The following is a 22,280-nucleotide window of genomic DNA, read 5'->3' on the forward strand; positions in this document are numbered from 1 at the left end:
AACGGGCCGGGCCGGCTCAGCGGCTGATCACATCATGCCGCCCATGCCGCCCATCGGGTCCATGCCCTCGGCGCCGGCGGCGGCCTTCTCGGGCTTGTCCGCGACGACGGCCTCGGTGGTCAGGAACAGGCCCGCGATGGACGCGGCGTTCTGCAGGGCCGAGCGGGTCACCTTCACCGGGTCGTTGATGCCGGCGGCCAGCAGGTCCTCGTACTCGCCGGTGGCGGCGTTCAGGCCGTGACCGTCGTCGAGGGTCTTGACCTTGTCCGCCACGACGCCGGGCTCCAGGCCCGCGTTGAAGGCGATCTGCTTCAGCGGGGCCTCGATGGCGACCTTCACGATGTTCGCGCCGGTGGCCTCGTCGCCCTCGAGCTGCAGGCCGCCGAACGCCTTGGCGCCGGCCTGGATCAGGGCCACGCCGCCGCCGGCGACGATGCCCTCCTCCACCGCGGCCTTGGCGTTGCGCACGGCGTCCTCGATGCGGTGCTTACGCTCCTTGAGCTCCACCTCGGTGGCCGCGCCGGCCTTGATGACGGCCACGCCGCCGGCCAGCTTGGCGAGGCGCTCCTGCAGCTTCTCGCGATCGTAGTCCGAGTCGGTGTTCTCGATCTCGGAGCGGATCTGGGCCACGCGGCCGGCGATCTGCTCGGCGTCGCCGCCACCCTCCACGATGGTGGTCTCGTCCTTGGTGATGACCACCTTGCGGGCGGAGCCCAGCAGGTCGAGGGTGGCGTTCTCCAGGGACAGGCCCACCTCGGAGGAGATGACCTGGCCGCCGGTGAGGATGGCGATGTCGGCGAGCATGGCCTTGCGGCGGTCACCGAAGCCCGGGGCCTTCACGGCCACGGACTTGAAGGTGCCGCGGATCTTGTTGACCACGAGGGTGGCCAGGGCCTCGCCCTCGACGTCCTCGGCGATGATCAGCAGCGGCTTGCCCGACTGCATGACCTTCTCGAGGATCGCCACCATGTCCTTCACGGAGGAGATCTTCGAGTTGACGATGAGGATGTAGGGATCCTCGAGGACGGCCTCCTGGCGGTCCGCGTCGGTCACGAAGTAACCGGAGATGTAGCCCTTGTCGAAGCGCATGCCCTCGGTGAGCTCGAGCTCGAGGCCGAAGGTGTTGGACTCCTCGACGGTGATGACGCCCTCCTTGCCGACCTTGTCCAGGGCCTCGGCGATGAGGGAGCCGATCTGCTTGTCCGCGGCGGAGATCGAGGCGGTGGCCGCGATCTGGTCCTTGGTCTCGATCTCGCGGGAGGCGGAGAGCAGCTCAGAGGTGACGGCCTCCACGGCCTTCTCGATGCCGCGCTTCAGGGACAGCGGGTCGGCGCCCGCGGCCACGTTGCGCAGGCCCTCGCGGACCAGCGCCTGGGCCAGCACGGTGGCGGTGGTGGTGCCGTCGCCGGCGACGTCGTCGGTCTTCTTGGCGACCTCCTTGACGAGCTCCGCGCCGATCTTCTCGTACGGGTCCTCGAGCTCGATCTCCTTGGCGATGGAGACGCCGTCGTTGGTGATGGTGGGGGCGCCCCACTTCTTCTCCAGCACCACGTTGCGGCCGCGGGGGCCGAGGGTCACCTTCACGGCGTCGGCCAGGGTGTTCAGGCCCTTCTCCAGGCCGCGGCGGGCCTCTTCGTCGAATGCGATGGTCTTGGCCATGTGCAGGTCCTTTCTGGACGTCGGCTTCCTACTTCTGGTGGCTGACCCGCGCCGATGCCCGCGACGGACGGCCCCTGGGGGCCTCACCGGTGGACAGGTCCTCCTCCACGGCGCCGGACCGACCGGGGTACGGCTGGCAGTCGCGCCTTCGGAGTGCTAACCCCATTATGAGCACTCGCACCGGGAGAGTGCAAAGGGTCCGCAGTGCGGGGCCCGCCCTTCCGCGGACGGCGGACGGCCCCCGGCAGAACGCCTCGGAAGGCGCCCCGCCGGGGGCCGGAAAGGGTGCGCGGCCGGCACGGCCGCACGACGGGCGGATCAGCTGGTGACGACCACCGCGATACCGTTCACCTGCAGGTTCGGGGTCTGCATGACCGGGAAGCCGAGCTCCTTGCCGACCGCCTCGGCGGCGGCCTTGTTGGCCGAGCCGTTGTACAGGACGGTGGAGGACTGGATGCCGTAGCCGCTCCAGTTCTTCGCGTCCACCGAGGTGTAGCCGGCGCCCGTGAGCCGCTGCGCGTAGGAGGCGGCGAGGCCCTGGGTGCGGGTCGCGTTGTACACGGTGACGTGGGTGCCGCGCACGGCCGCGGACTGCGCGGCTGCACGAGAGCTCGACGCGGCCGCAGACTGCGCGGCCGCACGAGAGCTCGACGCGGCCGCGGACTGCGAGCGCGAGGCCTCCGCCGCGGCGGCCGAACGGGACGCGGCGGCGCGCGAGGACTCCGCCGCCTGGACGGCCGCCGCCGACCGGGACGCCTCTGCGGACTGCGCGGCGGCCTCGGAACGCGAGGCCTCCGCCGCCTGTGCCTCGGCGGCGGCACGGGACGCCTCGGCGGACTGCGCGGCGGCTTCGGAACGCGAGGCCTCCGCCGCCTGTGCCTCCGCGGCGGCCCGGGACGACGCGGCAGCCTGGGACGACTCGGCGGCCTCGGCGGCAGCCGCCTCCTGCGCCGCCCGCGAGGACTCGGCCGCGGCCGCGGAACGGGACGCCTCCACCGCGTCCTCGGACGGGGTGGCGGACTCGGTCGCGGACGCAGTCGACGCCGACGCGGAGGACGCCGAGGAGGACACGGACGACGCCGACGTCGACGGCGCGGCAGCCGGGGCCGTCGTCGAGCTCTCGGCGGCGACGGGCTCGGAGCGGTCGCCGGTGAGCCACGGCAGGACGACGCCCACGAACAGGCCGGCGAGCAGGACGAGGCCGGCCACCCAGAGCAGCGGGCTCAGGCGGCGACCCCCGCCCGTGGCGGTCGCGCCGGCGACGGCGAAGGACTCGCGGTGCGCGCCGCGCTGGTCCGTGTACTCGGGGACCTCGTCGAAGCGGTCGGGCTGGTAGGCCATGGGTCAGTTCTCCTGGCGGGAAGCGGGCGTGGACGGCGCCGGATCCGCGGGCCCCCTCCGGGCCCGGCTGCGGGTGCCGCGCTTGCGCAGCAGCCGCGTGACCAGCAGGGGTCGGTAGGCCAGGGCGGCCTCACGGTCCAGCAATCCGTTCAACACCTGATAATAGGCGGTCGGAGACAGCCCCAGACGCTCACGGACGGCGTGGTCCTTGGCCCCGCCGTACCGCCAGGTGGCGGCCTCCAGGTCCAGGACCGCACGCTCCAGGTCCGTCAGCTCGTCCCGCCGCGCCCGCGCGCGGGCACCCTCGTCCGGGGCCGGATCGGGCGAGACGGGCGTGGGGTGGGACATGGCGGCCACTGTACCCACCCGGTCTACCCTCGGGGCATGGAGTTCATCGCGCCCCTGGATCCGGGCTGGGAGGCGGCCCTCGCCCCGCAGGCCGCCGCGTTCGAGCAGGTCGGCGAGCGGCTGCGGGCCCGCCGGGCGGGCGGAGAGCAGGTGCTGCCCGCACCGGAGCACATCCTGCGGGCGTTCCGCCAGTCGTTCGCGGACGTCCGCGTCCTCGTGCTGGGCCAGGACCCCTACCCGACGCCGGGCCATCCGATCGGCCTGAGCTTCGCGGTGGACCGCCACGTGAGGCCGCTGCCCCGCTCCCTGGCCAACATCCACCGGGAGCTGCACGACGACCTCGGCATCACCCCGCCCGCCCACGGCGACCTCTCCGCGTGGACGGACCAGGGCGTGCTGCTGCTGAACCGCGCCCTCAGCGTGCGGGCCGGCGCACCCGGCAGCCACCGCGGCCTCGGCTGGGAGCAGATCACGGAGGCCGCGGTGCGAGCTCTCTGCGCGCGCGGCACCCCGCTCGTGGGGCTGCTGTGGGGAGCCGACGCGCGGCGCATGGCGCCGCTGCTGACGGCGGCGGGGGCCGGCGTCGTGGAGTCCCCGCATCCCTCTCCCCTGAGCGCCCACCGCGGGTTCTTCGGCTCCCGGCCCTTCAGCCGGGTGAACCGGCTCCTCGAGGCGGCCGGCGCGGCCCCGGTGGACTGGCGCCTGCCCGACTGAGCCGGGCCGCCGGTCAGCCGCGCTGGTGCATCACGAGTTCGGTGGGCAGCAGCGTGCCCATCCGGTCGGTGATCGGCTTGGCCAGGGTGTTGCCGAAGGCGACGCCGGCCGCGATCGCCACGACGATGACCGCGGCGTTGAACAGTCCCTCGACGCCCAGCAGCGTGGCCCCGGTCTCCACGGTGAACCCGTAGACGGACCGGAACATGGTGAGGCCGGGAAGCAGGAACAGCATGGACGGCAGGACGATCACGAGCGCCGGGGCCGCGAGCCGCTGGGCCACCAGGCGGCCGAGGAACCCGACCGCCGCCGCGGCGACCGCGGGCACCAGCCGGTCGCTGACCCCGACCTGCTGCGCGGCCAGGTACGCGCCGAAGCCGGCCCCGGACACGAGACCGCAGGCCAGGATCTGCGGCCACCGCGACTGCTCCACCACCGCGTCCGCCATGCCCGCGGCCACCACGAGGCCCAGCAGCAGCAGCGGCGGATAGCTCAGCGTCCCCGCCTCGGCCAGGTCCAGCTGTTCGAATCCCACGAGATCCCCGATGCCCACGGCGATCATGATCCCGGCCATCACGCCGGCGAACACGAGCAGCGCGGAGAGGAAGCGGCCCGCCGCGGTCACCGGGAAGCCGTGGATGGCGTCCTGCACCGCGGTGACGAACCTCGCCGTGGGCAGGAGCATCATGATGCCGCCGGCGATCACCAGCGCCGGGTTGACCGGCAGGTCGAGGGCGTGGGCCATCAGCGCGATCACCGTGGCCGTGATCGCCCCGAACATGGTGGAGAAGATCTCCGGGAAGCGCGCCTTGTCCGCCTGGATCTTGAGCCAGAAGACCAGCCAGGTGGAGACCATGCCCAGGGCCGCACCCGTCCAGGTCCCCCCGATGAACGGCACGAAGCAGGCCACGAACACGCCGGAGAAGAGGACCTCGAAGACGGCGGGGAACGGCTTGGGCTGATGCCGGATCTCCACGAGCCGGCGCTGGGCCTCGGCCCGGTCCACCTCGCCCGCGGCGATCTCCTCGACCAGCCGGTGGACGGCCACGAGCCCCTCGAAGTTCACCGAGGACGAGCGGACCACCCGCTGGAGGGTGAACGGTGCCTCGCCGCGTGAGGAGTCGGGCGCGTAGTTCAGGGAGATGGACTGGTTGGTCAGGTCCACCTCGGTCTCGAGGATCCCGTAGGCCTGTGTGGCCACGATGATCGAGGTCTCCACGTCCAGCGAGGCCGCGCCGAAGCTGAACATGGTCTCACCCAGCTTGAGGGCGAAGTCCAGGGTGGTGCGGGCCTCGAGGGCCTGCGCCTCCGCGCGGCGCTGCTGCAGCGTGGAGCGCATGCGGCGCCCGTACGGCGAGGAGTGCAGGCGGTCGGCCAGCACGAGCGCCTGCGTCGGCAGGTTCTCGACGAAGACCTCGCGGGAGCGCCGGCCGCGCCGACGCCCGCGCTTCTCGGGCGGGCCCACGGGGACCACCGGGTCCGGGACGGTGATGTCCGGCGCGGGGATCACGTCCGGGGCGGGCAGGGCGCCGTCGGCCTCCGCGGGGGCCAGGACGGAGGTGGGCACCTGCTCGGACAGCGGCGGCTCGGTCAGGGGCGCGTCCGCGGCCGGCTCCGGCAGCGTCTCCGCGTCCGGCTCGGCCGATTCCTCCGGCTCCGGCTCCGGCGCCGGCGCCGGGGCCGGATCGGCGGCGGCGGGGCGGACCACGGGCGGCAGCGGCTCCGTCGGCTCGACGGCGACCGCGGCCGGGTGGGCCGACTCCGCCGGGTCGAGGTCGAGCAGGCCGGGGTCCTCCGGGTCGAGCGCGAGGTCGCCGACAGCGGCGGCGTCCTCGGCACCGGCCGGGCGCAGCACGGGGATGAGCGTGGGGACGGCCGGGGGCTCCGCGATGAGGGGGTCGAACCGCGCCGGCTCCTGGGTGCCCTCCTGCTCCATGCGGCTCACCCTCTCCTTCCGTGTGCGGGCGCTGGACGCGCCACGGCGGTGGGCCGAGCCCCGCCGACGCGTCCATCCAACCACGCCGGCACCTCCCCCGCCGGGGCCGTCGGCACCGCGGCCCGGGGACGCGAAAGGGCCCTCCCGGAGGAGGGCCCTGCTGCGGTGGATCTTACTGGACTCGAACCAGCGACCTCTCGCGTGTGAAGCGAACGCTCTAACCAACTGAGCTAAAGATCCAGGCGTCGCCCCATGGGGGTGACAACTCGAAAAACGATACCTCAGGCGGCGCCGCCTGTCCACCCGGGCGACGGCCACCCCGCGCACGGCGGAGCGGCCATCGAGAGCCGACGAGCACGTCAGGCGTCGGTCAGCGTGGCGCCGGGCTCGAAACCGCCCTGGGCGACCAACGAGGTCCCGGCGCCCGGGCGGGCTCCGGTCAGGAGCTGCCACCGAGGGAGGAGACCGCCCTGGCGGCGTCCGCCAGGCCGGCGCCGCAGCCCGCGGAGCAGGTCACCGGCATGGAGCGGGCCGTGGACCTGAGGGTGGACTCGACCTGGGCCGGGGTGAGGCTCGGCCGCTCGGCCAGCAGCAGGGCGGCCAGGCCCGCGACGTGCGGGGTGGCCATCGAGGTGCCGTTGTAGGCGGCGTGGCCGGCCGTCGTCGGGGTGGTGGCGCCGTTGTTCACGGTCGAGATGATGTTCGCGCCCGGGGCGGTCACGTCCACGGCGGAGCCGTAGTTCGAGAACGAGGCGCGGGCGCCCTGCGAGGTGGAGGCGGCCACCACGATGGTGTTCCGGCAGTTGGCCGGGCGCACGTTGGCGGCGGGCTGGTTCTCGTTGCCCGCCGCCACGACGACGGGCACGCCGCGGGAGACGGCCGCGTTGATCGCGTTCTGGTAGGTGGTGCCGCACGTGCCGGAGCCGCCGAGGGACATGTTGATGACGTCCGCCGGGTTCGGGTTGGCCGGCACGCCCGCCACGGTGCCGCCGGCGGCCCACACGACCGCGTCGGCGATGTCGGACAGCGAACCGCCGCACTTGCCGAGCACGCGGATGGGCTGGATCTTCGCGTTCGGGGCCACGCCGACGACACCCTGGGAGTCGGCCACGGCCGCGACGGTGCCCGCCACGTGGGTGCCGTGCCACGAGGAGTCGGAGGCACCGGCGGTGCCGCACTCGCCAGCGGCGTACCAGTCGCCCTCGTCGCGCGGGTTGGAGTCGCGGCCCCCGCCGTCGCGCGCCGCCCTGCCGTCGGAGATGAAGTCGTAGCCGGGCACGACGTTGCGGTCGAGGTCCGGGTGGGAGGTGATGCCGGTGTCGATGACGGCCACGGTCGCACCGGAGCCCGTCGTGCGGTCCCACGCACCGGGGACCCGCATGCCGTGGGTGCCGGTGAAGCCCCACTGCTGCGAGTAGAGGGCGTCCACGGGACTCAGGCCGGTGGCGGTGAGGATGGCGTCCGGCTCCACGGCCTCGACCGCCCCGGAGGCCTTCAGGTCGGCCATGAACTTCGCGGACTCGGCCTGGTCCAGCTTGCGGTCCGCCTTGATCACGCGGGAGCCGAGCGCGGTCTCACGCAGCTCCTTCACGGAGACGCCGGCCTCCTTCGCGGCCTTGCCCCAGGCGTTGGCTCGGCCCTTCGCGTGGGCGGTGGCGGCGGTCTCCTTGTAGGTGACGATGAAGGAGTCGTAGCCGTCGGCGTTCGGGTCCTCGACCTGCGCCGCCGCCAGGGGCGAGGCGGCGGTCGGGGTGGCTGCCGGTGCGGCGGGGGCGTCGCCGGAGGGGGCCGCGAGCGCGGGGGACGAGGTCAGGGTCCCGCCGGCGAGGACGGCGCCGGCCACGAGGGCGCCGATGCGGCGGCGGGTGCTGCGGGGTGGGGAGGACTGCACGGGATCTCCTCGGAGTTCTGGGCCACCGGATGCGGGTGCCCGAGGGGCTCGGGCCGGGGTGACTGGGATCACGGTAAGGTCACGATTCCGTCACGACGAGGCCGCGGGCCGAAGTCTGGCGGATGGTCGAGGCATCTCTGGCGGATCCGCCAGCCAAGCCGGGCGGATGGTCGGGGCGCGCACAGCGGCACCCCAGCGTCGGCCCGCGCCGGACACGACGACGGCGCCGCGCCCTCCCGGCGGAGGTGCGCGGCGCCGTCGGGCCCGCGGTGGGGTGGAGCCCCCTGCCGGATTCGAACCGGCGACCTGCTGTTTACAAGGCAGCTGCTCTGGCCAGCTGAGCTAAGGAGGCCTGCGGCCGGCGCCCGGGGGCGCCGCGGCCGACCCTCCCAGCGTACAAGGCCCGGGCGGACGACGCGGGGCGTCCCCGCGTGGGGACGCCCCGCGGACCTCGGCGCCGGGTCAGCCGGCGATCTTGGCGCCCGCCCATTCGATGAAGGTCTTGTCCTCGCCGTCGAGCGCCCAGTTCTTCCCGTCCACGAACACGGTGGGGGTGCCGGCCACGCCGGCGACGCGCGCCTGGCGGGTGGTGTGCTCGACCGCGGAGCGGAACGTGCCGTCCTCGACGCAGGAGGCGATGTCCGCGCCGTGCTCCTGCGCGAGCTGCGTGATCGCCGCGTTGTCCAGGCCCTTGCCCTGGTGCTCGTCGTAGGTGGCGAACAGGGCGGCCACGAAGCCGTTGTAGGCCTCGGGCTTCTGGTCCGCCACGCAGTACGCGGCGTTGGCGGCGCGGGCCGAGTAGTTCTGGTTGTTCGGGGCGCTCAGGTAGTCCACCATCCGGTACTCGACCGTGGCCTCGCCCTGTTCGAGCCACTGCTCGATCTGGTCCGCGTTGGAGGTCTCGAAGTCCGCGCAGTGCACGCAGTTGAAGTCCGCGTAGAGCACGATCCGCGTCGGCTCGCCGTCCACCCGGGCCTCGGTGTCCGGCAGGGTCTCGGGCTGGGAGCTCGCGGACTGCTTCGGCACCTCGATCCTCGAGGGGTCGACCTCGCGTTCTCCCGCGCCCTCCGCCAGGCCCGTGGCCGAGGTCAACTCGATGCCGCCCTGCTCGTTCGTCACGGCGGGGATGGGGCCGGCGGCCGCGGCGTCGTCGCCGTTGCGGTTGAGCACGAACGCGACGACGAGGCCGATCACGAGCACCGCCGCGAGGACCGAGCCCCAGATGACGCCGGTGCGGCGGCGGCGGTCCTTCCTGCGCTGCTCCTCCTGGATCTGGCGGGCACGCGCACGGGCGTCCTTCGCCGAGGTGTGCGAGCCTGACGTGTTCCGGGCCAAGGGTCCTCCTCGTGGGGCAGTCGGTCCGGGTCGAGCACCGGAGCCGGCGGGCAGCGGGCGCGCCGCGCCAGGCGAGCATAGCGGCCCTGTCTGGAAGGATCGTGACCATGGACACCGTCGAGACCCCCTCCCCCGTCGATCGACTGACCATCACGGGGGCCCCCTCGGGGGACGCCTCCGAGGACCCGGCGACGTCGCTGCTCGCCCTGCCCTGGGCGCTCCCCCTCGAGACGTGGCCGCGTGAGGTGCTGGCGGCTCTGCCGCGGGGCATCTCCCGTCACGTGGTGCGCTTCGCCCGCATGGGCGGGGGCATCGTGGCGGTGAAGGAGACCACGGAGGAGCTCGCGTTCCACGAGTACCGGCTGCTGCGCCGGCTCGAGCGGGGCCCCGCGCCGTCGGTGGTGCCGGTGGCCGTGGTCACCGGGCGCACCCACGACGACGGCACGCCGCTGCCCGCCGCCCTCGTCACCCGGCACCTGCGCTTCTCCCTGCCGTACCGCGCCGTGTTCTCGGAGCGCCTCGAGCGCCGCACCCTCGTGCGGCTCATGGACGCGCTGGCGACCCTGCTCGTGGAGCTGCACCTCGAGGGGTTCTTCTGGGGTGACGTCTCCCTGTCCAACGTCCTGTTCCGGCGCGACGCGGGCGGGTTCGCCGCCCACCTGGTGGACGCCGAGACCGGCGAGCTCCGGCAGCGCCTGTCCACCGGGCAGCGCGAGCACGACCTGGACGTGGCCGCCGTGAACGTGGGCGGCGAGCTGCTGGACCTGCAGGCCAGCGGGCTGCTGGACCCGGAGGTGGACCCCGTCACCACGCCGGACCTGCTCGTGGCCTCCTACCGCCGGCTGTGGGACGAGCTGACCGGGCCCCTGCTGTTCCCCCGCGCCGAGCCGTGGCGCCTGGACCGCCGCGTCCGCCGCCTGCAGGAGCTCGGCTTCGAGCTGGCCGAGTACTCGCTGCGCGCCGCCGACGCCCCCGGGATGATGATCGCCCGACCCATCGAGGTCCATGCGGGCTACCACCGCCGTCGGCTGACCCGCCTCACGGGACTCGAGGTCCAGGAGAACCAGGCCCGGCGGCTGCTCGTGGACATCGAGGCCGCCCGCCGGGAGTGGGACCCCTACATGGACATCGAGGGCGCGGCGCACCGCTGGGTGGTGGAGGTGTTCGACCCCGTGGTCCGCTCGGTGCCCCTCGAGCTGCGGGCCAAGCTCGAGCCCGCCGAGGTGATGCACCAGCTCCTCGAGCACCGCTGGTACCTCTCCGAGGCCCGCGGCCAGGCCGTGCCCCTGCAGGAGGTGGTGGACTCCTACGTGGACACGGTTCTGCGGGCCCGCCGCGACGAGGACGCGGTGGCGCTGCACCCCACGACCACCATGCTGCGCGCCGTCCCGCCCGCGGACGCGGACTGACGCCGGCCGCAGCTCAGCGGCGCAGGAGCAGGAAGCCGGGGGCCGGGACCGCCGCCGGCACCGTGCCGGGGCCGAGGGGGCCGTCGTCGCCGTGGCCGGTGAGCAGCTCGGCCCGCGTCAGGCCCGCGGGCACGGGCAGCGGGTCCGCGCCGAGGGCGACGAGCAGGATGACGTCGGCGTCCGCGCCGGCGCGGGTGAGGCGCACGTGGCGCCGGGCCGCGTCCACCTCGGCCCGGACGCGGTCGCGGCGGGGGTCGGTGAGCTGGGGCAGCGTGCGGCGCAGGCCGATCAGGGTGCGGTAGGCGGCGAGCACGCGCGCTCCCCGACCGTGGCCGTCCGCGCCGCCCGCGGCCTCCGCCCAGTCCAGCACCGCCGCGTCCCGCGTGGCGGAGTCCTGCGGGTCGGGGACGTCGGCCGGGTCCCAGCCGTGGGCGGCGAACTCGCGGCGACGTCCCTGCCGGACGGCGTCCCCGAGCTCGGGCTCGCGGAACGAGGTGAAGAACGGCCACGGCGTCGAGGCCGCGAACTCCTCCCCCATGAAGAGCATCGGCACGTGCGGGCCGGTCAGCAGCAGGGCGGCCTCGGCCGCGAGCGCGCCCTCGGACAGGGCGGCCGCGGTGCGGTCGCCGCCGGCGCGGTTGCCCACCTGGTCATGGTTCTGGATGCTGGCCACCCACGCATGGTTGGGGAGGGCGTCCGGCACGGGGCGCCCGTGGTCGCGGCCGCGGAAGGTGGATCGGGTGCCGTCGTGGAAGTAGGTGCGCTCCATGACCTTGGCCACCGCCTCCAGCGGGGCGAAGTCCGCGTAGTAGCCGTGGGTCTCCCCCGTCGCGGCCACGTGCAGGGCGTGGTGGACGTCGTCGTTCCAGGCCGCGGCGAGGCCGAGCCCGCCGGCCTCGCGGGGCAGCACCAGACGCGGGTCGTTGAGGTCGGACTCGGCCAGGAGGGGCACGGGTCGGCCGGCACGGGCCGCGATCCCGTCCGCGAGCGCGGCCATCTCCTCGAGCAGGTGCACGGCGCGGGTGTCCCGCAGGGCGTGCACCGCGTCGAGGCGCAGCCCGTCCACGCGCATCTCCTCGAGCCAGAAGCGGACGTTGTCCAGGACGAGCCGGCGCACCTCGTCCGAGTCGGCGCCGTCCAGGTTCAGGCCGTCGCCCCAGCCGGTGCCGCCCTGACCCAGATACGGCCCGAACACCTGCAGGTAGTTGCCGGAGGGGCCCAGGTGGTTGTGCACGACGTCCTGGACCACGCCGAGGCCGGCGGCGTGGGCGGCGGCCACGAAGCGGCGGTAGGCGGCGGGGCCGCCGTAGGACTCGTCGACGGCGAACCACGCCACCCCGTCGTAGCCCCAGTTCCGAGGGCCGGAGAAGGAGTTCACGGGCAGCAGCTCGACGTGGGTGACCCCGAGGTCCCTCAGGTGCGGCAGGCGGGCGATGGCGGCGTCGAGGGTCCCCTCCGCCGTGAAGGTCCCCACGTGCAGCTCGTAGAGGACGGCGCCGCGCAGGCCGCCGCCCTGGGGCGCGGCCGGATCGGACTCCACCCCGGGCGGCCCGGCCCAGCCCTCGTCCGGCCACGCGAAGACGCGGCCGGCGACGTCGCGGCGGGAGGGCCCGTGGACCGTGTCGGGCTGGCGGCGGGAGCGGGGGTCCGGCACGGGGTCCGCCCCGTCCACGCGGTAGCCGTAGCCGGGGTCGGCCGGCGGCTGGGCGGCGTCGAGGCCGAGGGCGGCCAGCGGGTCCTCCGTGGGCGTCCACCAGCCTCCGGCAGCGGGGGCCATGGCCACGACGGCGGCGACGGGCCAGCGGTCCTCGGCGTCGTGCAGGGCGCCGGGCTCGGTGTCGACGAGGACGAGGTCGACGCTCTCGGCGTGCGGCGCCCACACGGCGTAGGGGACGGCGCGCGCGGCGTCGACGGCGGCCCGCTCGGCCGCGGCGGGGTCCACGGGGTCGGAGCCGATCGGGTGCAGGCCCGGGGCGGGGGCGTCGGCCGGGCGGGGCTCGGTCACGGGGCAGTCCTCTCTCGGCGGTCGGACGGGGCGTGCGCCGGGACGAGCAGCGCGACGGGCAGGGTGCTGAGCAGTTCGTCGAGGCGCACGGCGCCGCGCGCGTCCGGGTGGACGGGGTGGCCGGTGACGGCGTCCTCCCACCGCCCGGCCGGCACGGTCACGACGGTCTCGCCCCAGCCACCGGCGGCCGCGAGGCGGACGGGCCAGCGGGTGGCCACGGCGAGCGCCCCGCCCCGGTCGAACGCGATCGCGTGCTCGGCGGCGGGCCCGGAGACGTCGAGCGGGCGGTGGCCGGTGAACAGCTCGGGCCGGTCGCGGCGGGTGCGCAGCACCGCCGCGACGACGGCCAGCTTGGCGGCGGCGGGGTCGTCGAGGCCGGGCGTGTGGCCGGCGTCGAGGCGGTCCAGCAGGTCGGCCCGGGCCGCGAAGTCCACGGGGCGGCGGTTGTCCGGGTCCACGAGGGTGGGGAAGGGCACCTCCGTGCCCTGGTAGACGTCGGGGACGCCGGGGGCGGCGAGCTGGACGAGCTTGTGGCCGAGCTGGACCACCAGGCCGGGCTCGGCGATGCGGTCCGCGACGGCCTGCAGCACGCCCCGGGCAGGCCCCTCGGGGGAGGTGACGGCGGCGGCGAGCGCGGCGAGCCGGGCCTCGAACTCGGGGTCCTGGTCCGTCCAGGTGGTGGCCAGGGCCGCCTCGCGGGAGGCCTTCTGCAGGAAGCCGAGGATCCGCTCCTCCTCCGGTGCGGTGCCGTCCGTGGGCCAGACGCCCACGATGGACTCCCAGAGCAGCCGCTCGGCGTCGGGGTGGCCGAGCGGGTGGAGGCGCCTCAGCTCGGCGAGCTCGGCGGCCCAGCGGTCGGGCTCCTCGGCGAGCACGGCGATGCGGGCGCGCACGTCCTCGCCGCGCTTGGTGTCGTGGGTGCTCAGGGTGGTCATGGCCGTCGGCCAGGCGGCCTGGCGCGCCTGCTGGGCGGCATGGAAGTCGGCCAGGGACAGGGCGACGTGGGAGGGGTCTCCGCCGACCTCGTTCAGATTGGCCCACCGCGTGTACCGGTAGAAGGACCGGTCCTCGACGCCCTTGGCCATCACCATGCCGGAGGTCTGCTGGAACCGGCGGGCCACGGGCGAGTCCGGGTCGGTCAGCTCGGGCCGCAGGTCACCGAGCACGTCGGCGAGGCCCGGCTCCGCCGCGGCCGCGTCCGCCAGCGCACCCTCGAGCACGGCCAGGCCCACGGGCAGGTAGGTGCGGTACACGGGCAGGCGGGCGAGCACGGCGGCGAACGCGGCGGCCACGTCCTCGTCCGGGTGGGCGCCGAGGGCGTGCACGGTGCGGACCTCCCGGGCCAGCCGGGCGGTCTCGGCCGCGAGGGAGCCGGTGGCCACGTCGTGCTTGGCCCGCACCACGGCCTCGCCCCACTCCCGACGACGGCGCGCGTCCTCGGCCGCATCGCCCGCGGCCTCGGGATGCATGAAGACGCGTTCGACCTCGCCGAGCGCGTCGTAGCCGGTGGTCCCGTCCACGGGCCAGTCCGCGGGCAGCGCCTCACCGGGCTCGAGGATCTTCTCCACCACGAGGTAGCCCTCCGGCAGGACGTGGGAGCGCAGGCGCCGCGCGTAGCCGGCCGGGTCCGCCAGGCCGTCCGGGTGGTCCACGCGCAGCCCGTCCACGAGCCCTTCGCGGACCCAGCGGGCGGGTTCGGCATGGACGACGTCGAAGACCTCGGGCTCCTCCACCCGGACGCCCGCGAGCGTGGTGACGGTGAAGAAGCGGCGGTAGTTCAGCTCGGCGTCGCCGCGGCGCCAGCCGACCAGCCGGTAGTGCTGGCGGTCGTGCACGGCGCGGGCCAGGCGGGCCTGCACCGCGGTCGGCTCCTTCGCCGGGTCCGCCGCCGCGAAGACCTCCGCGGCGCGCAGCCCGGTCTCCGCCTCGGCGGCCTCGAGCGATCCGGGGGCGAGGGGGTAGACGTTGTCCCAGTAGCGCAGACGGCCGCCCTCGGCGTCGACGACGAGACGATCCAGTTCCGCGTCCGCGTCCCCGTCAGGGCCGTCCCCCAACACGGGGATGAGCAGGGAGCCGCCGCCGGCCGCCCAGTCCACGTCGAACCACGCCGCATGCGCCGCCTCGGGACCGTGGGTGAGCACGTCCCACCACGCCGGATTGGCCGGGGGCGTGGCCACGCCCACGTGGTTCGGCACGATGTCCACGAGCACGCCCATGCCCGCCTCGTGCGCGGCGCGCGCGACCATGTCCAGTCCCTCGGCCCCGCCGCGGGCGGCGTCCAGCCGCGTGGGGTCCACGACGTCGTATCCGTGGTCGGAGCCGGGCTCGGCCTCGAGCAGCGGCGAGAGGTAGAGCCAGTCCACGCCCAGGCGCCGCAGATAGGGCACGAGCCCGGCCACGGACTCCAGCGGCAGATCCGGGCTGACCTGGAGCCGGTAGGTGGACGCGGGGGCGGAACGGACGGTCGAGGTGCTCACGCGGCGACGCTAACAGAGGCCCCCGACGCGGCATCAGGCCCGACGGACGGCGGCGGACGCGGTCACGGGGCCGGACGCAGCGGCAGGTCCTCGTACTTCTCCGGCGGGTTGTGGAAGATGTCCTCGCCGACGAAGGGCTCGCCCGAGGGGTCGACCAGGACCATCTCGTCCCGCAGGACGGTCCCGTCCGGCTGGGTGAGGTCGATGATGAACCCCGTGCCGGACTGGCGGATGCGCTCGATCGAGGTGTAGCCGTACTTGGCCGTCAGGTTCTGACGCAGCGTGTCCAGCCCCGCCAGGTGCGTCCCCACACCCACGCTGGCCAGCACGGCCGCGACCGCCAGCATCACGGCCCCCACCCGGCGCTGCAGCCGGGTGTTGTCCAGGACGTCCACCTCGGTGTTGCGTCCGTGCTCGTCAGCGTGCCGCCGGTGCCGGCGCTCGCGCCAGATCCCGGCGGCCAGCAGGATGCCGCCGACGACGAGCGCGAGGGCGGCCGCCCAGTAGGCGAGCCAGGGGGTGAAGAGGTTGACGGGCGCGAAGGTCATGCCCCCAGTGTGACATCCCTCACGTCCGCGGGCCGCTCAGGGCAGGCCGGCACCGCGCACCGCGGTCCACAGGCGGTGCCACTGCGCGGAGTCCATCGCCTCGGCCGCGGCGGCCGCCTCGGCGCACGCGGCGACGCGCTCCGGGTCCTGGGTGCCGATCACGGGCCGCACGCCCCACGGCAGGCGCAGCAGCCACGCGAGCACCACGGCCTCCCGACTGACGCCCAGCTCCGCTGCGACCTCGCCGACGACGCCGGCCGCGCCGTCGTCGCCGGAGCTGAACCGGCCCTGGCCCAGCGGCCCCCAGGCCTGCAGCTCGATCCCCTCGGCGGCGCACACCGGGCCGAGGCGCCCGGCGTCGGCGTCCGCGGGGGCGTCCGGGTGGTTGGCGAGCACGACCGCCTCCACGAGGGTGCGGTGGTGCAGGCCGAGCTCGACCTGGACGCACGCCAGCCCGGTCCCGTCCGCCGCCTGGCTCTCGAGCTCGCGCTGGAACTCGAGGACGCGGCCCACGCCGAGGTTGGAGACGCCCAGCTTGCCGACCAGGCCCGCCTCTCGCGCGTCGAGGAAGGCGCGCACGGTGTCGGCCACGGGCGTGAGGACGTCGGGCCGGTGGATGATCAGGGTGTCTACGCGCTGCTCGCCGAGGCGGGCCAGCGAGCCCTCCAGCGAGGCGCGCACGTGCTCGGGCGAGGAGTCGTAGCGGGTCAGGCGCCGCCCGGCCGGGTCCGTCTCGTGCAGGACGATCCCGCACTTGGTCTGCACCTTCAGGGCGGAGCGCTCCTCATAGGGCAGCTCGTGCAGCAGCCGGCCGACGGTCTCCTCGGAGCGGCCGGCCCCGTAGATGTCCGCGGTGTCCAGCAGATCGACGCCGGCCTCGATCCCGGCGCGCAGGGCGCGGCGGGCACGCTCCACGGCCGCCTCGGCCTGCGCTTCGCCCGCGGGCCCCTCCGGCCCCGCCCCCGGATCGGCGCCCGGGGGCGGCGGGGGAACGGACCCCCAGGCCATGGTCCCGAGGACGATCGGGGTGGCCGGGGTCGGGTCGGGGTCGAGCGGCGGATGCGTGGGGGCTGTGCTCATGGCCTCACCGTCTCACGTCCGCCCGCCCCGGGTCCGGACCCGCCGCCCTGTGATGGGATGGGTCCATGAAGCTCGCCACGTTCCGCCAGCCCGACTCCGACGCCGCCTACCCCGGCGCCACGTTCGCCGCGGTCATCACCTCCGTGCACCCCGAGGACCCCGAGGTCGCCGTGCGCGCCGTCGCCCTGCCGGACTGTCGCGACGTGGGCGAGTACCTCACCGCCACGCCGGAGGAGCAGCGGGAGATGGTGGAGGGCGCCCTCCGCGCGGCGCAGGCCGACCGGTCCCTCCTGCTGGACACCTCCGGCCTCGTCTACGACACGCTCGTGCCCTTCCCCACCAAGGTGTTCTGCGTGGGCCTGAACTACACGAACCACATCGACGAGACGGGCCTGGAGCGCCCTGAGCATCCGACGCTGTTCGCGAAGTTCCCGCAGTCCCTCACGGGTGCACTGGACCCGATCGAGGTCCCCGAGGAGGACCACCGGGTCGACTACGAGGGCGAGCTGTGCATCGTGGTCGGGGAGCCGGGCCGACGCATCGCCGTCGAGGACGCCCCGGAGCACATCGCGGGCTACGCGGTGGCCAACGACATCTCCATGCGCGGCTTCCAGGGCCGCACCTCCGAGTGGCTGCAGGGCAAGGTGTGGGAGGCCTCGACGCCCGTGGGTCCGTGGCTGGTCACCCCGGACGAGTTCCCGGCGGACGCGCGCGTCCTCACGCACGTCAACGGCGAGCTGCGTCAGGAGGACCGGGTCGCCGACGTCGTCTTCTCCCCCGCCGAGCTGGTCTCCTACGCCTCGCAGCTGATCACCCTGAACCCGGGCGACCTGATCCTGACCGGCACGCCCGCGGGGGTCGCCCTGGCCCGCCGTGACGCCGAGGGCCGCCGCCCGTGGCTGCGTCCGGACGACGTCGTCGAGGTGGAGATCACCGGGCTGGGACGCCAGCGCAATGAACTCGTCTGAGGCGGCGCCGGCGGACGCCCTGCCCCGCGTCGTCGGCATCCTCGGTGCGGGGCGGGCGGGCACCGCGCTGGCACGGGCGATCGCGCGCATCCCCCGCCTCTCCCCGGGCACGGCCGCCCCGCGGGTGATGGTCGCGGGCACGCGGCGCCCCGCGGCGGTCCAGCGCCACCTGACGATCTACGCGCCCGAGGCCGTCGCCGTGTCGGCCGAGGACCTGGCGGCGGAGGCGGAGCTCGTCGTCGTGGCCGTGCCGCGCGAGGCGCTCGACGACGTCGACCCGCTCGCCCTCGCCGGGCCGGCCACGCGCGCCGTGGTGGACCTGACGAACACGTGGGGGGACGAGCCGGTCCCGGCGTGGCTCGACGACGACGGGTCGCCGGGCACAGCCCGGATCGCCGCGCGCTGGGCCGCCGCGGGGCTGCGCGTGCCCATCGTGCGCGCGTTCTCGGAGATCTCGCACCACGACCTGGAGGACGCCGGGCGCGCCACGGCCCCGCGTCGCGCCCTCGCGGTGGGCACCGAGCGGACTGACGCGGCGCCCGAGCCGGCCGCGGTCGCCGCCGCGCGCGACACGGTGGTCGCCCTCGTCACCGCGATGGGCTTCGACGCGGTCCCCTACACGGGCCTCGACCGGGCCGGGGTCCTCGAGCCGGGGGCGGCGGGATTCGGCACCGCGCACGACGCCGGCCGGCTCGCCGCGCTGCTCGCCGACGCGCCCACCGGCTGAGGCGCGCCACCGGCCGCGGTGCCTACGCTGGGCGGGACCGCCGACCCTCCCAGGAGGCCCCCGTGACCCGTCCGACGCACCGCACCGCCCGCCGCACGCTCACCGCGGTCGCCCTGTCCGCCGCCGCCCTCACCGGACCGGCGGCGTCCGCCACCGTCGTCGCCCTGCCGGTCACGGCGGGGGTCACGGGCGCCGCCGCGCCGCAGGCCCACGCCGTGGCCTGGGACCAGGTGGAGCTCGTGGATGACGCGGGCGTGATCGACCTCGCCCAGCTGCGCCGTGACCTGGCGGGGATCGAGTTCCGGGAGCCGACCCGCGTCGCCGTGGTCACCGAGCGCGGCCCGGACCTGTCCGCACTGGACGACGACCGCGCGTCTCAGGCGTTCAACGGGCGGGTGCTCGAGCGGGCTCGCGCGGAGCACCCGGACTGGCTCAGCGCGGACGGCCAGAAATGGGCCGACGGCCTCGTGATCGTGGCGCTCGACCCGGACAACCGGTTGATCGGGGTGTACGTGGGCGAGGACCGGATGCTCAGCACGGACCGGCTGCGGGAGGTGCGCGAGGCCGGACACGAGGCGGCCCGTGCGGCCCGGTGGACGGACACGGTCGTGGAGGTGACGGACGCCGCCGCAGAGCTGATCGGGCGCCCCTGGTGGCAGGCTCCCGAGCTGTGGTTCGGCGCGGGGATCGTCGGTGTGGCGGGCGGTGGCGCCGCGGCCGCGGCACTCGCGAGCCGACGGCGTCGCCGCCGCCGGACGGCCGACCTGCTGGCCGAGGCCCGCACCCACCTGACCCCCGTCACCCTGGAGATGGACACCACCGAGGTGAACGCGTCCACGGTGCCCGAGGACTCGCCCCACGCGGCCGCGCTGATGGAGCGCTTCCGCAACTTCCGGCGCCAGGCGCTCGATGCGTCGGCGGAACTGGACCGCCTCGAGGCCCTGCCGGAGCGCAGCCTGCATCGCACAGAGCACGCCCGGGCCGCGGAGGACGTCCGGGACCGCGCCCGTGAGCTCGACCGCCTCGACGACGCCGTGGCCGCGGCGAACACCTTCCTCAACCGCCACGCGGGGTGGCCGTCGGCGTGGGACCAGCAGACCGCCCCGCTGCGGGCCGACCTGGACGCCGTCGGCACGCTGGCCTCCTCCGTCGGCTCCGCCGGAGCCGTCCGGTCCGCCGTCGCGGCGCTGGAGTCCTTCCGCGCCGAGGCCCAGGACCGGCTCGAGGCGCTGGGTGCGGACCTGCAGGACGACCGCCTGACCCCGGCCGCGGCGTTGGACGAGCTGGACGCGCTGCGGCGTCGCCTGACCGGGCTCGTCTCCGCCCTCGCCGACGCCGAGGTGGCGGCGTTCGGCAAGGACGAGGCCGAGCGTGAGCTGCTGCGCGACGAGCTGCGCTCGCACCGTGGCCCGGCCCGGTCCGCGCGCGGCTCGATCCTGGACTCCGCACTGCCGGCGGATGCCTACTGGACGGTGGTGGCCTTCACCACGGGCCACCAGGCCGGCGAGCGGTCCGTCCAGGACCATCGCCAGGCGCAGTCCAGCTCCTCCGGGACCGGCTACGGATCCTCGGGCGGCTCGTTCTCCGGGGCGGGCTCGTCCGGCCGATTCTGAGGCGATCGGGGCCGGATCTGAGCCGGAAGCTCGTCCGAGGCCCGGCACCCGGCCCCTGGCCCACCGCACCGTTCTGCGAGACATTGAAGGACCATGACCGCCGCTGACACCCCCGCACCCCGCCAGGACCCCCTCGCGTTCTTCCTCGACAAGGCCGTGCCCGAGGCGTGGCACGCGGTCGGGCCGCTGGCCTCGGCCGCTCGCGGCGCCGCCGAGCAGGCCGGGCTGGACCGGCAGCTCGTGGAGCTCGTGAACCTCCGGGTCTCCCAGCTCAACGGCTGCGGGTTCTGCCTGGACCGGCACACCCGCCAGGGCGCCGACGCCGGTCTGAGCGTGCAGCGCCTGGGGCTGCTGTCGGCATGGCGTGAGGCTGGGGCTGTGTACTCGGAGCAGGAACGCGCCGCGCTCGAGCTCGCCGAGGCGGTCACGGACCTCCCCGAGCAGGAGCAGCTGAACTACGTGCAGGCCTCCACGGCCGCCGTGCTCACGGACGCCCAGTACGCGGCCGTGCAGTGGGTCGCGATCGTGATGAACCTGACGAACCGCATCTCGATCCTGTCCCATCACCCCGTGCGGCGCCGGGACGACTGACCCCCTTCCCCGTCGCCGGCCCGGCGGCGGGGTCCACCCAGGAACGAGAGGACCGACCATGACCGAGCAGACCCCCAGCCTGGAGCACCCGCAGGTCCGCAAGAACGCGGAGAGGTACGAGATCGTCGTCGACGACGCGGGCACGGTGGCCGGCTTCACGGTGGCGATCGACGACGACACCGCCGACGGCCCGGCCCAGCGGATCTTCCCGCACACCAAGGTCGACCACCAGTACGAGGGCCGGGGCCTGGCCTCGACGCTCGTGCGCGAGGCGCTGAAGGACACCGTGGCCGCGGGCCGCCGGATCGTCCCCGTGTGCCCGTACGTGAAGGACTGGGTGGACGAACACGACGACGTGGCCGGCGAAGTGGACCCGGCGCGCCCCGAGCATATGCAGTTCCTGGAGTCCCGCCAGGACTGACGCCCCGCGCCCGGTGAGCACCCGGAGACGAGAAAAGCCCCCGCCGATCCGGCGGGGGCTCTTTCTGGTCGGGGTGACAGGATTTGAACCTGCGGCCTCGTCGTCCCGAACGACGCGCGCTACCAAGCTGCGCCACACCCCGTTGGAGGTCTCAGACCTGAATCCAACAGAGAGCGACTATACCAGCCACACCGGGTGCCGCCAAACCGAGATGCGGGGCAGAATCGCACGCGTGAGACCTCTGCGCACCCGACGAATCCGAGAGAGGCCGGCATGAGCTGGTGGCCGTTCCTGCGTTCCTCCGCGAGCCCCTCCCCCGACGACGACGGCGCCCCGGCCGCTGCCGAGCTCGAGGAGGCCGTGGCCGCCCTGCGACGGCTGTTGCGCGCGGAGCGGCACCGACTGCGCCCGGACAGCTGGGCCCTCGCGTGGGAGATGGTCGAGCACGCCGCCGAGTACGGGCCGGCCTGGACTCGCCTGCAGCGCACACGGCCCGTGGAGACGCAGGAGCTCGTGCTCGCCCTCACCGGGCGCTTGGAGCCGCTGCTGCGCGACTTCCTCGCTCTCCCCGACTCGGAGAAGCCCGCCCATGCCGACGCCGTGCACGCGCGCCTTCGGGAGCAGAGCACGGAGCACGGCCGGCTGCGCCGCCGACTCACCCGCGCGCTCACGGCACGGCTGCGTGCCGGCGAGGAGCTCTGAGCGCCGAGGGGGAGGCACCCGGGAACGCTGAAAGCCCCGTGCAGATCGCACGGGGCCGCCCGGTGAATCCTCCCGGGAATGCGGGAAGGGCCTCGCACCCAACGGTGCGAGGCCCTCCCTCAAAGAATGTCCGGCGGCGACCTACTCTCCCACAACCTCCCGGCTGCAGTACCATCGGCGCTGTGGGCCTTAGCTTCCGGGTTCGGAATGGAACCGGGCGTTTCCCCCACGCTATGACCGCCGTAACCCTAACCCCACACCACCACCCTCAACACGGGCAACAGCAGGGAAACCTACGGGTCACACAACAGTGACACTATTCAACTCAAAACACCCCAACCACCCACCAACAAGCAGACAGCCGGTTGCAATCAGACAACCGCACAGCGGACGCGAACACCAACCCATCACCTTGAAGCAAGCAATAGGATAAGAGTGTGTGTAAGTCATCGGCCTATTAGTACTGGTCAGCTTCACGAGTCTTCAGTCCTCGCTTCCACATCCAGCCTATCAAC

18 protein-coding genes, 3 tRNA genes and 1 rRNA gene are annotated in these 22,280 nt (G+C 74.5%); 8 read left to right on the forward strand and 14 right to left on the reverse strand.

Translation table 11 applies throughout. From position 1 onward, the window contains the following. Positions 1-27: 27 nt before the first annotated feature. The 3 genes from groL to MF605_RS04925 form a co-directional block, all read right to left on the reverse strand. Entirely contained in the window at positions 28-1,659 is a 1,632-nt protein-coding gene (gene groL / locus MF605_RS04915) for a chaperonin GroEL (protein WP_078025818.1), read from the reverse strand. A 318-nt stretch (positions 1,660-1,977) separates the two neighbouring features. Then, entirely contained in the window at positions 1,978-3,000 is a 1,023-nt protein-coding gene (locus MF605_RS04920) for a LytR C-terminal domain-containing protein (protein ID WP_078025819.1), read from the reverse strand. Positions 3,001-3,003: 3 nt separating this feature from the next. Then, positions 3,004-3,348 (reverse strand): DUF3263 domain-containing protein, encoded by a 345-nt coding sequence (locus tag MF605_RS04925; RefSeq protein ID WP_205805498.1) that lies wholly within the window; start codon positions 3,346-3,348, stop codon positions 3,004-3,006. Positions 3,349-3,384: 36 nt separating this feature from the next. Between MF605_RS04925 and MF605_RS04930 the strand changes: the two genes are divergently transcribed. Further along, positions 3,385-4,062 carry a uracil-DNA glycosylase gene (locus tag MF605_RS04930; protein ID WP_078025820.1) on the forward strand — a complete coding sequence of 226 codons (678 nt, stop codon included), beginning with the start codon at positions 3,385-3,387 and terminating at the stop codon, positions 4,060-4,062. Positions 4,063-4,075: 13 nt separating this feature from the next. On the opposite strand, the gene MF605_RS04935 is transcribed toward MF605_RS04930, so the two are convergent. From MF605_RS04935 to MF605_RS04955, 5 genes are all read right to left on the reverse strand, one after another. Continuing rightward, positions 4,076-5,998: a threonine/serine exporter family protein gene (locus MF605_RS04935; protein WP_078025821.1), complete on the reverse strand. Its 1,923-nt coding sequence runs from the start codon at positions 5,996-5,998 to the stop codon at positions 4,076-4,078. Positions 5,999-6,164: 166 nt separating this feature from the next. Next, positions 6,165-6,238 (reverse strand) — tRNA-Val (locus tag MF605_RS04940). A gap of 199 nt (positions 6,239-6,437) precedes the next feature. After that, a complete protein-coding gene (locus MF605_RS12075; protein WP_242821243.1) occupies positions 6,438-7,889 on the reverse strand; it encodes a S8 family peptidase in 1,452 nt (483 codons plus the stop codon). A 275-nt stretch (positions 7,890-8,164) separates the two neighbouring features. After that, positions 8,165-8,241, reverse strand: a tRNA-Thr gene (locus MF605_RS04950). 110 nt (positions 8,242-8,351) lie between these two features. Continuing rightward, on the reverse strand, positions 8,352-9,224 hold the full coding sequence (locus tag MF605_RS04955) for a DsbA family protein (protein WP_134416262.1): 873 nt from the start codon (positions 9,222-9,224) through the stop codon (positions 8,352-8,354). A gap of 107 nt (positions 9,225-9,331) precedes the next feature. On the opposite strand from MF605_RS04955, the gene MF605_RS04960 reads away from it, so the two are divergent. Then, positions 9,332-10,633, forward strand: coding sequence for a DUF4032 domain-containing protein (locus MF605_RS04960; RefSeq protein ID WP_095695341.1), 1,302 nt, complete (start codon positions 9,332-9,334; stop codon positions 10,631-10,633). Positions 10,634-10,646: 13 nt separating this feature from the next. On the opposite strand, the gene treZ is transcribed toward MF605_RS04960, so the two are convergent. The 4 genes from treZ to MF605_RS04980 all read right to left on the reverse strand — a co-directional run bounded on the left by treZ (position 10,647) and on the right by MF605_RS04980 (position 16,743). After that, positions 10,647-12,638 carry a malto-oligosyltrehalose trehalohydrolase gene (gene treZ / locus MF605_RS04965; RefSeq protein WP_134416260.1) on the reverse strand — a complete coding sequence of 664 codons (1,992 nt, stop codon included), beginning with the start codon at positions 12,636-12,638 and terminating at the stop codon, positions 10,647-10,649. Further along, a complete protein-coding gene (gene treY / locus MF605_RS04970) occupies positions 12,635-15,115 on the reverse strand; it encodes a malto-oligosyltrehalose synthase (RefSeq protein WP_095695339.1) in 2,481 nt (826 codons plus the stop codon). Before treY ends, treZ begins: the two co-directional genes overlap by 4 nt. A gap of 62 nt (positions 15,116-15,177) precedes the next feature. Next, positions 15,178-15,663: a hypothetical protein gene (locus MF605_RS04975; protein ID WP_063190217.1), complete on the reverse strand. Its 486-nt coding sequence runs from the start codon at positions 15,661-15,663 to the stop codon at positions 15,178-15,180. 36 nt (positions 15,664-15,699) lie between these two features. Next, positions 15,700-16,743: an aldo/keto reductase gene (locus MF605_RS04980; RefSeq protein ID WP_134416258.1), complete on the reverse strand. Its 1,044-nt coding sequence runs from the start codon at positions 16,741-16,743 to the stop codon at positions 15,700-15,702. A gap of 65 nt (positions 16,744-16,808) precedes the next feature. On the opposite strand from MF605_RS04980, the gene MF605_RS04985 reads away from it, so the two are divergent. The 5 genes from MF605_RS04985 to MF605_RS05005 all read left to right on the forward strand — a co-directional run bounded on the left by MF605_RS04985 (position 16,809) and on the right by MF605_RS05005 (position 21,063). Continuing rightward, positions 16,809-17,711: a fumarylacetoacetate hydrolase family protein gene (locus tag MF605_RS04985; RefSeq protein WP_002855103.1), complete on the forward strand. Its 903-nt coding sequence runs from the start codon at positions 16,809-16,811 to the stop codon at positions 17,709-17,711. Beyond that, positions 17,698-18,438 carry an NAD(P)-binding domain-containing protein gene (locus tag MF605_RS04990; protein WP_134416256.1) on the forward strand — a complete coding sequence of 247 codons (741 nt, stop codon included), beginning with the start codon at positions 17,698-17,700 and terminating at the stop codon, positions 18,436-18,438. Before MF605_RS04985 ends, MF605_RS04990 begins: the two co-directional genes overlap by 14 nt. Positions 18,439-18,500: 62 nt before the next feature. After that, complete coding sequence (locus MF605_RS04995) at positions 18,501-20,051, forward strand: DUF5129 domain-containing protein (RefSeq protein WP_095695337.1); 1,551 nt, start codon at positions 18,501-18,503, stop codon at positions 20,049-20,051. A gap of 93 nt (positions 20,052-20,144) precedes the next feature. Continuing rightward, on the forward strand, positions 20,145-20,642 hold the full coding sequence (locus MF605_RS05000) for a carboxymuconolactone decarboxylase family protein (RefSeq protein ID WP_126860880.1): 498 nt from the start codon (positions 20,145-20,147) through the stop codon (positions 20,640-20,642). A 58-nt stretch (positions 20,643-20,700) separates the two neighbouring features. Then, the gene (locus tag MF605_RS05005) at positions 20,701-21,063 is read left to right on the forward strand and encodes a GNAT family N-acetyltransferase (RefSeq protein ID WP_101965696.1); all 363 of its coding nucleotides are present in this window, start codon (positions 20,701-20,703) and stop codon (positions 21,061-21,063) included. Positions 21,064-21,128: 65 nt separating this feature from the next. Here the strand turns inward: MF605_RS05005 and MF605_RS05010 are convergent. After that, positions 21,129-21,205: transfer RNA gene (locus MF605_RS05010), tRNA-Pro, on the reverse strand. Positions 21,206-21,336: 131 nt separating this feature from the next. On the opposite strand from MF605_RS05010, the gene MF605_RS05015 reads away from it, so the two are divergent. Beyond that, positions 21,337-21,765, forward strand: coding sequence for a hypothetical protein (locus MF605_RS05015; protein ID WP_069941857.1), 429 nt, complete (start codon positions 21,337-21,339; stop codon positions 21,763-21,765). A gap of 128 nt (positions 21,766-21,893) precedes the next feature. Here MF605_RS05015 and rrf read toward each other — a convergent pair. After that, positions 21,894-22,010 (reverse strand): 5S ribosomal RNA (rrf, locus tag MF605_RS05020). Between the last annotated feature and the right edge of the window lie 270 nt (positions 22,011-22,280).

Origin of the sequence: Micrococcus luteus (genome assembly GCF_022664405.1) — a bacterium.
GTDB classification, from domain to species: Bacteria; Actinomycetota; Actinomycetes; order Actinomycetales; family Micrococcaceae; genus Micrococcus; species Micrococcus luteus.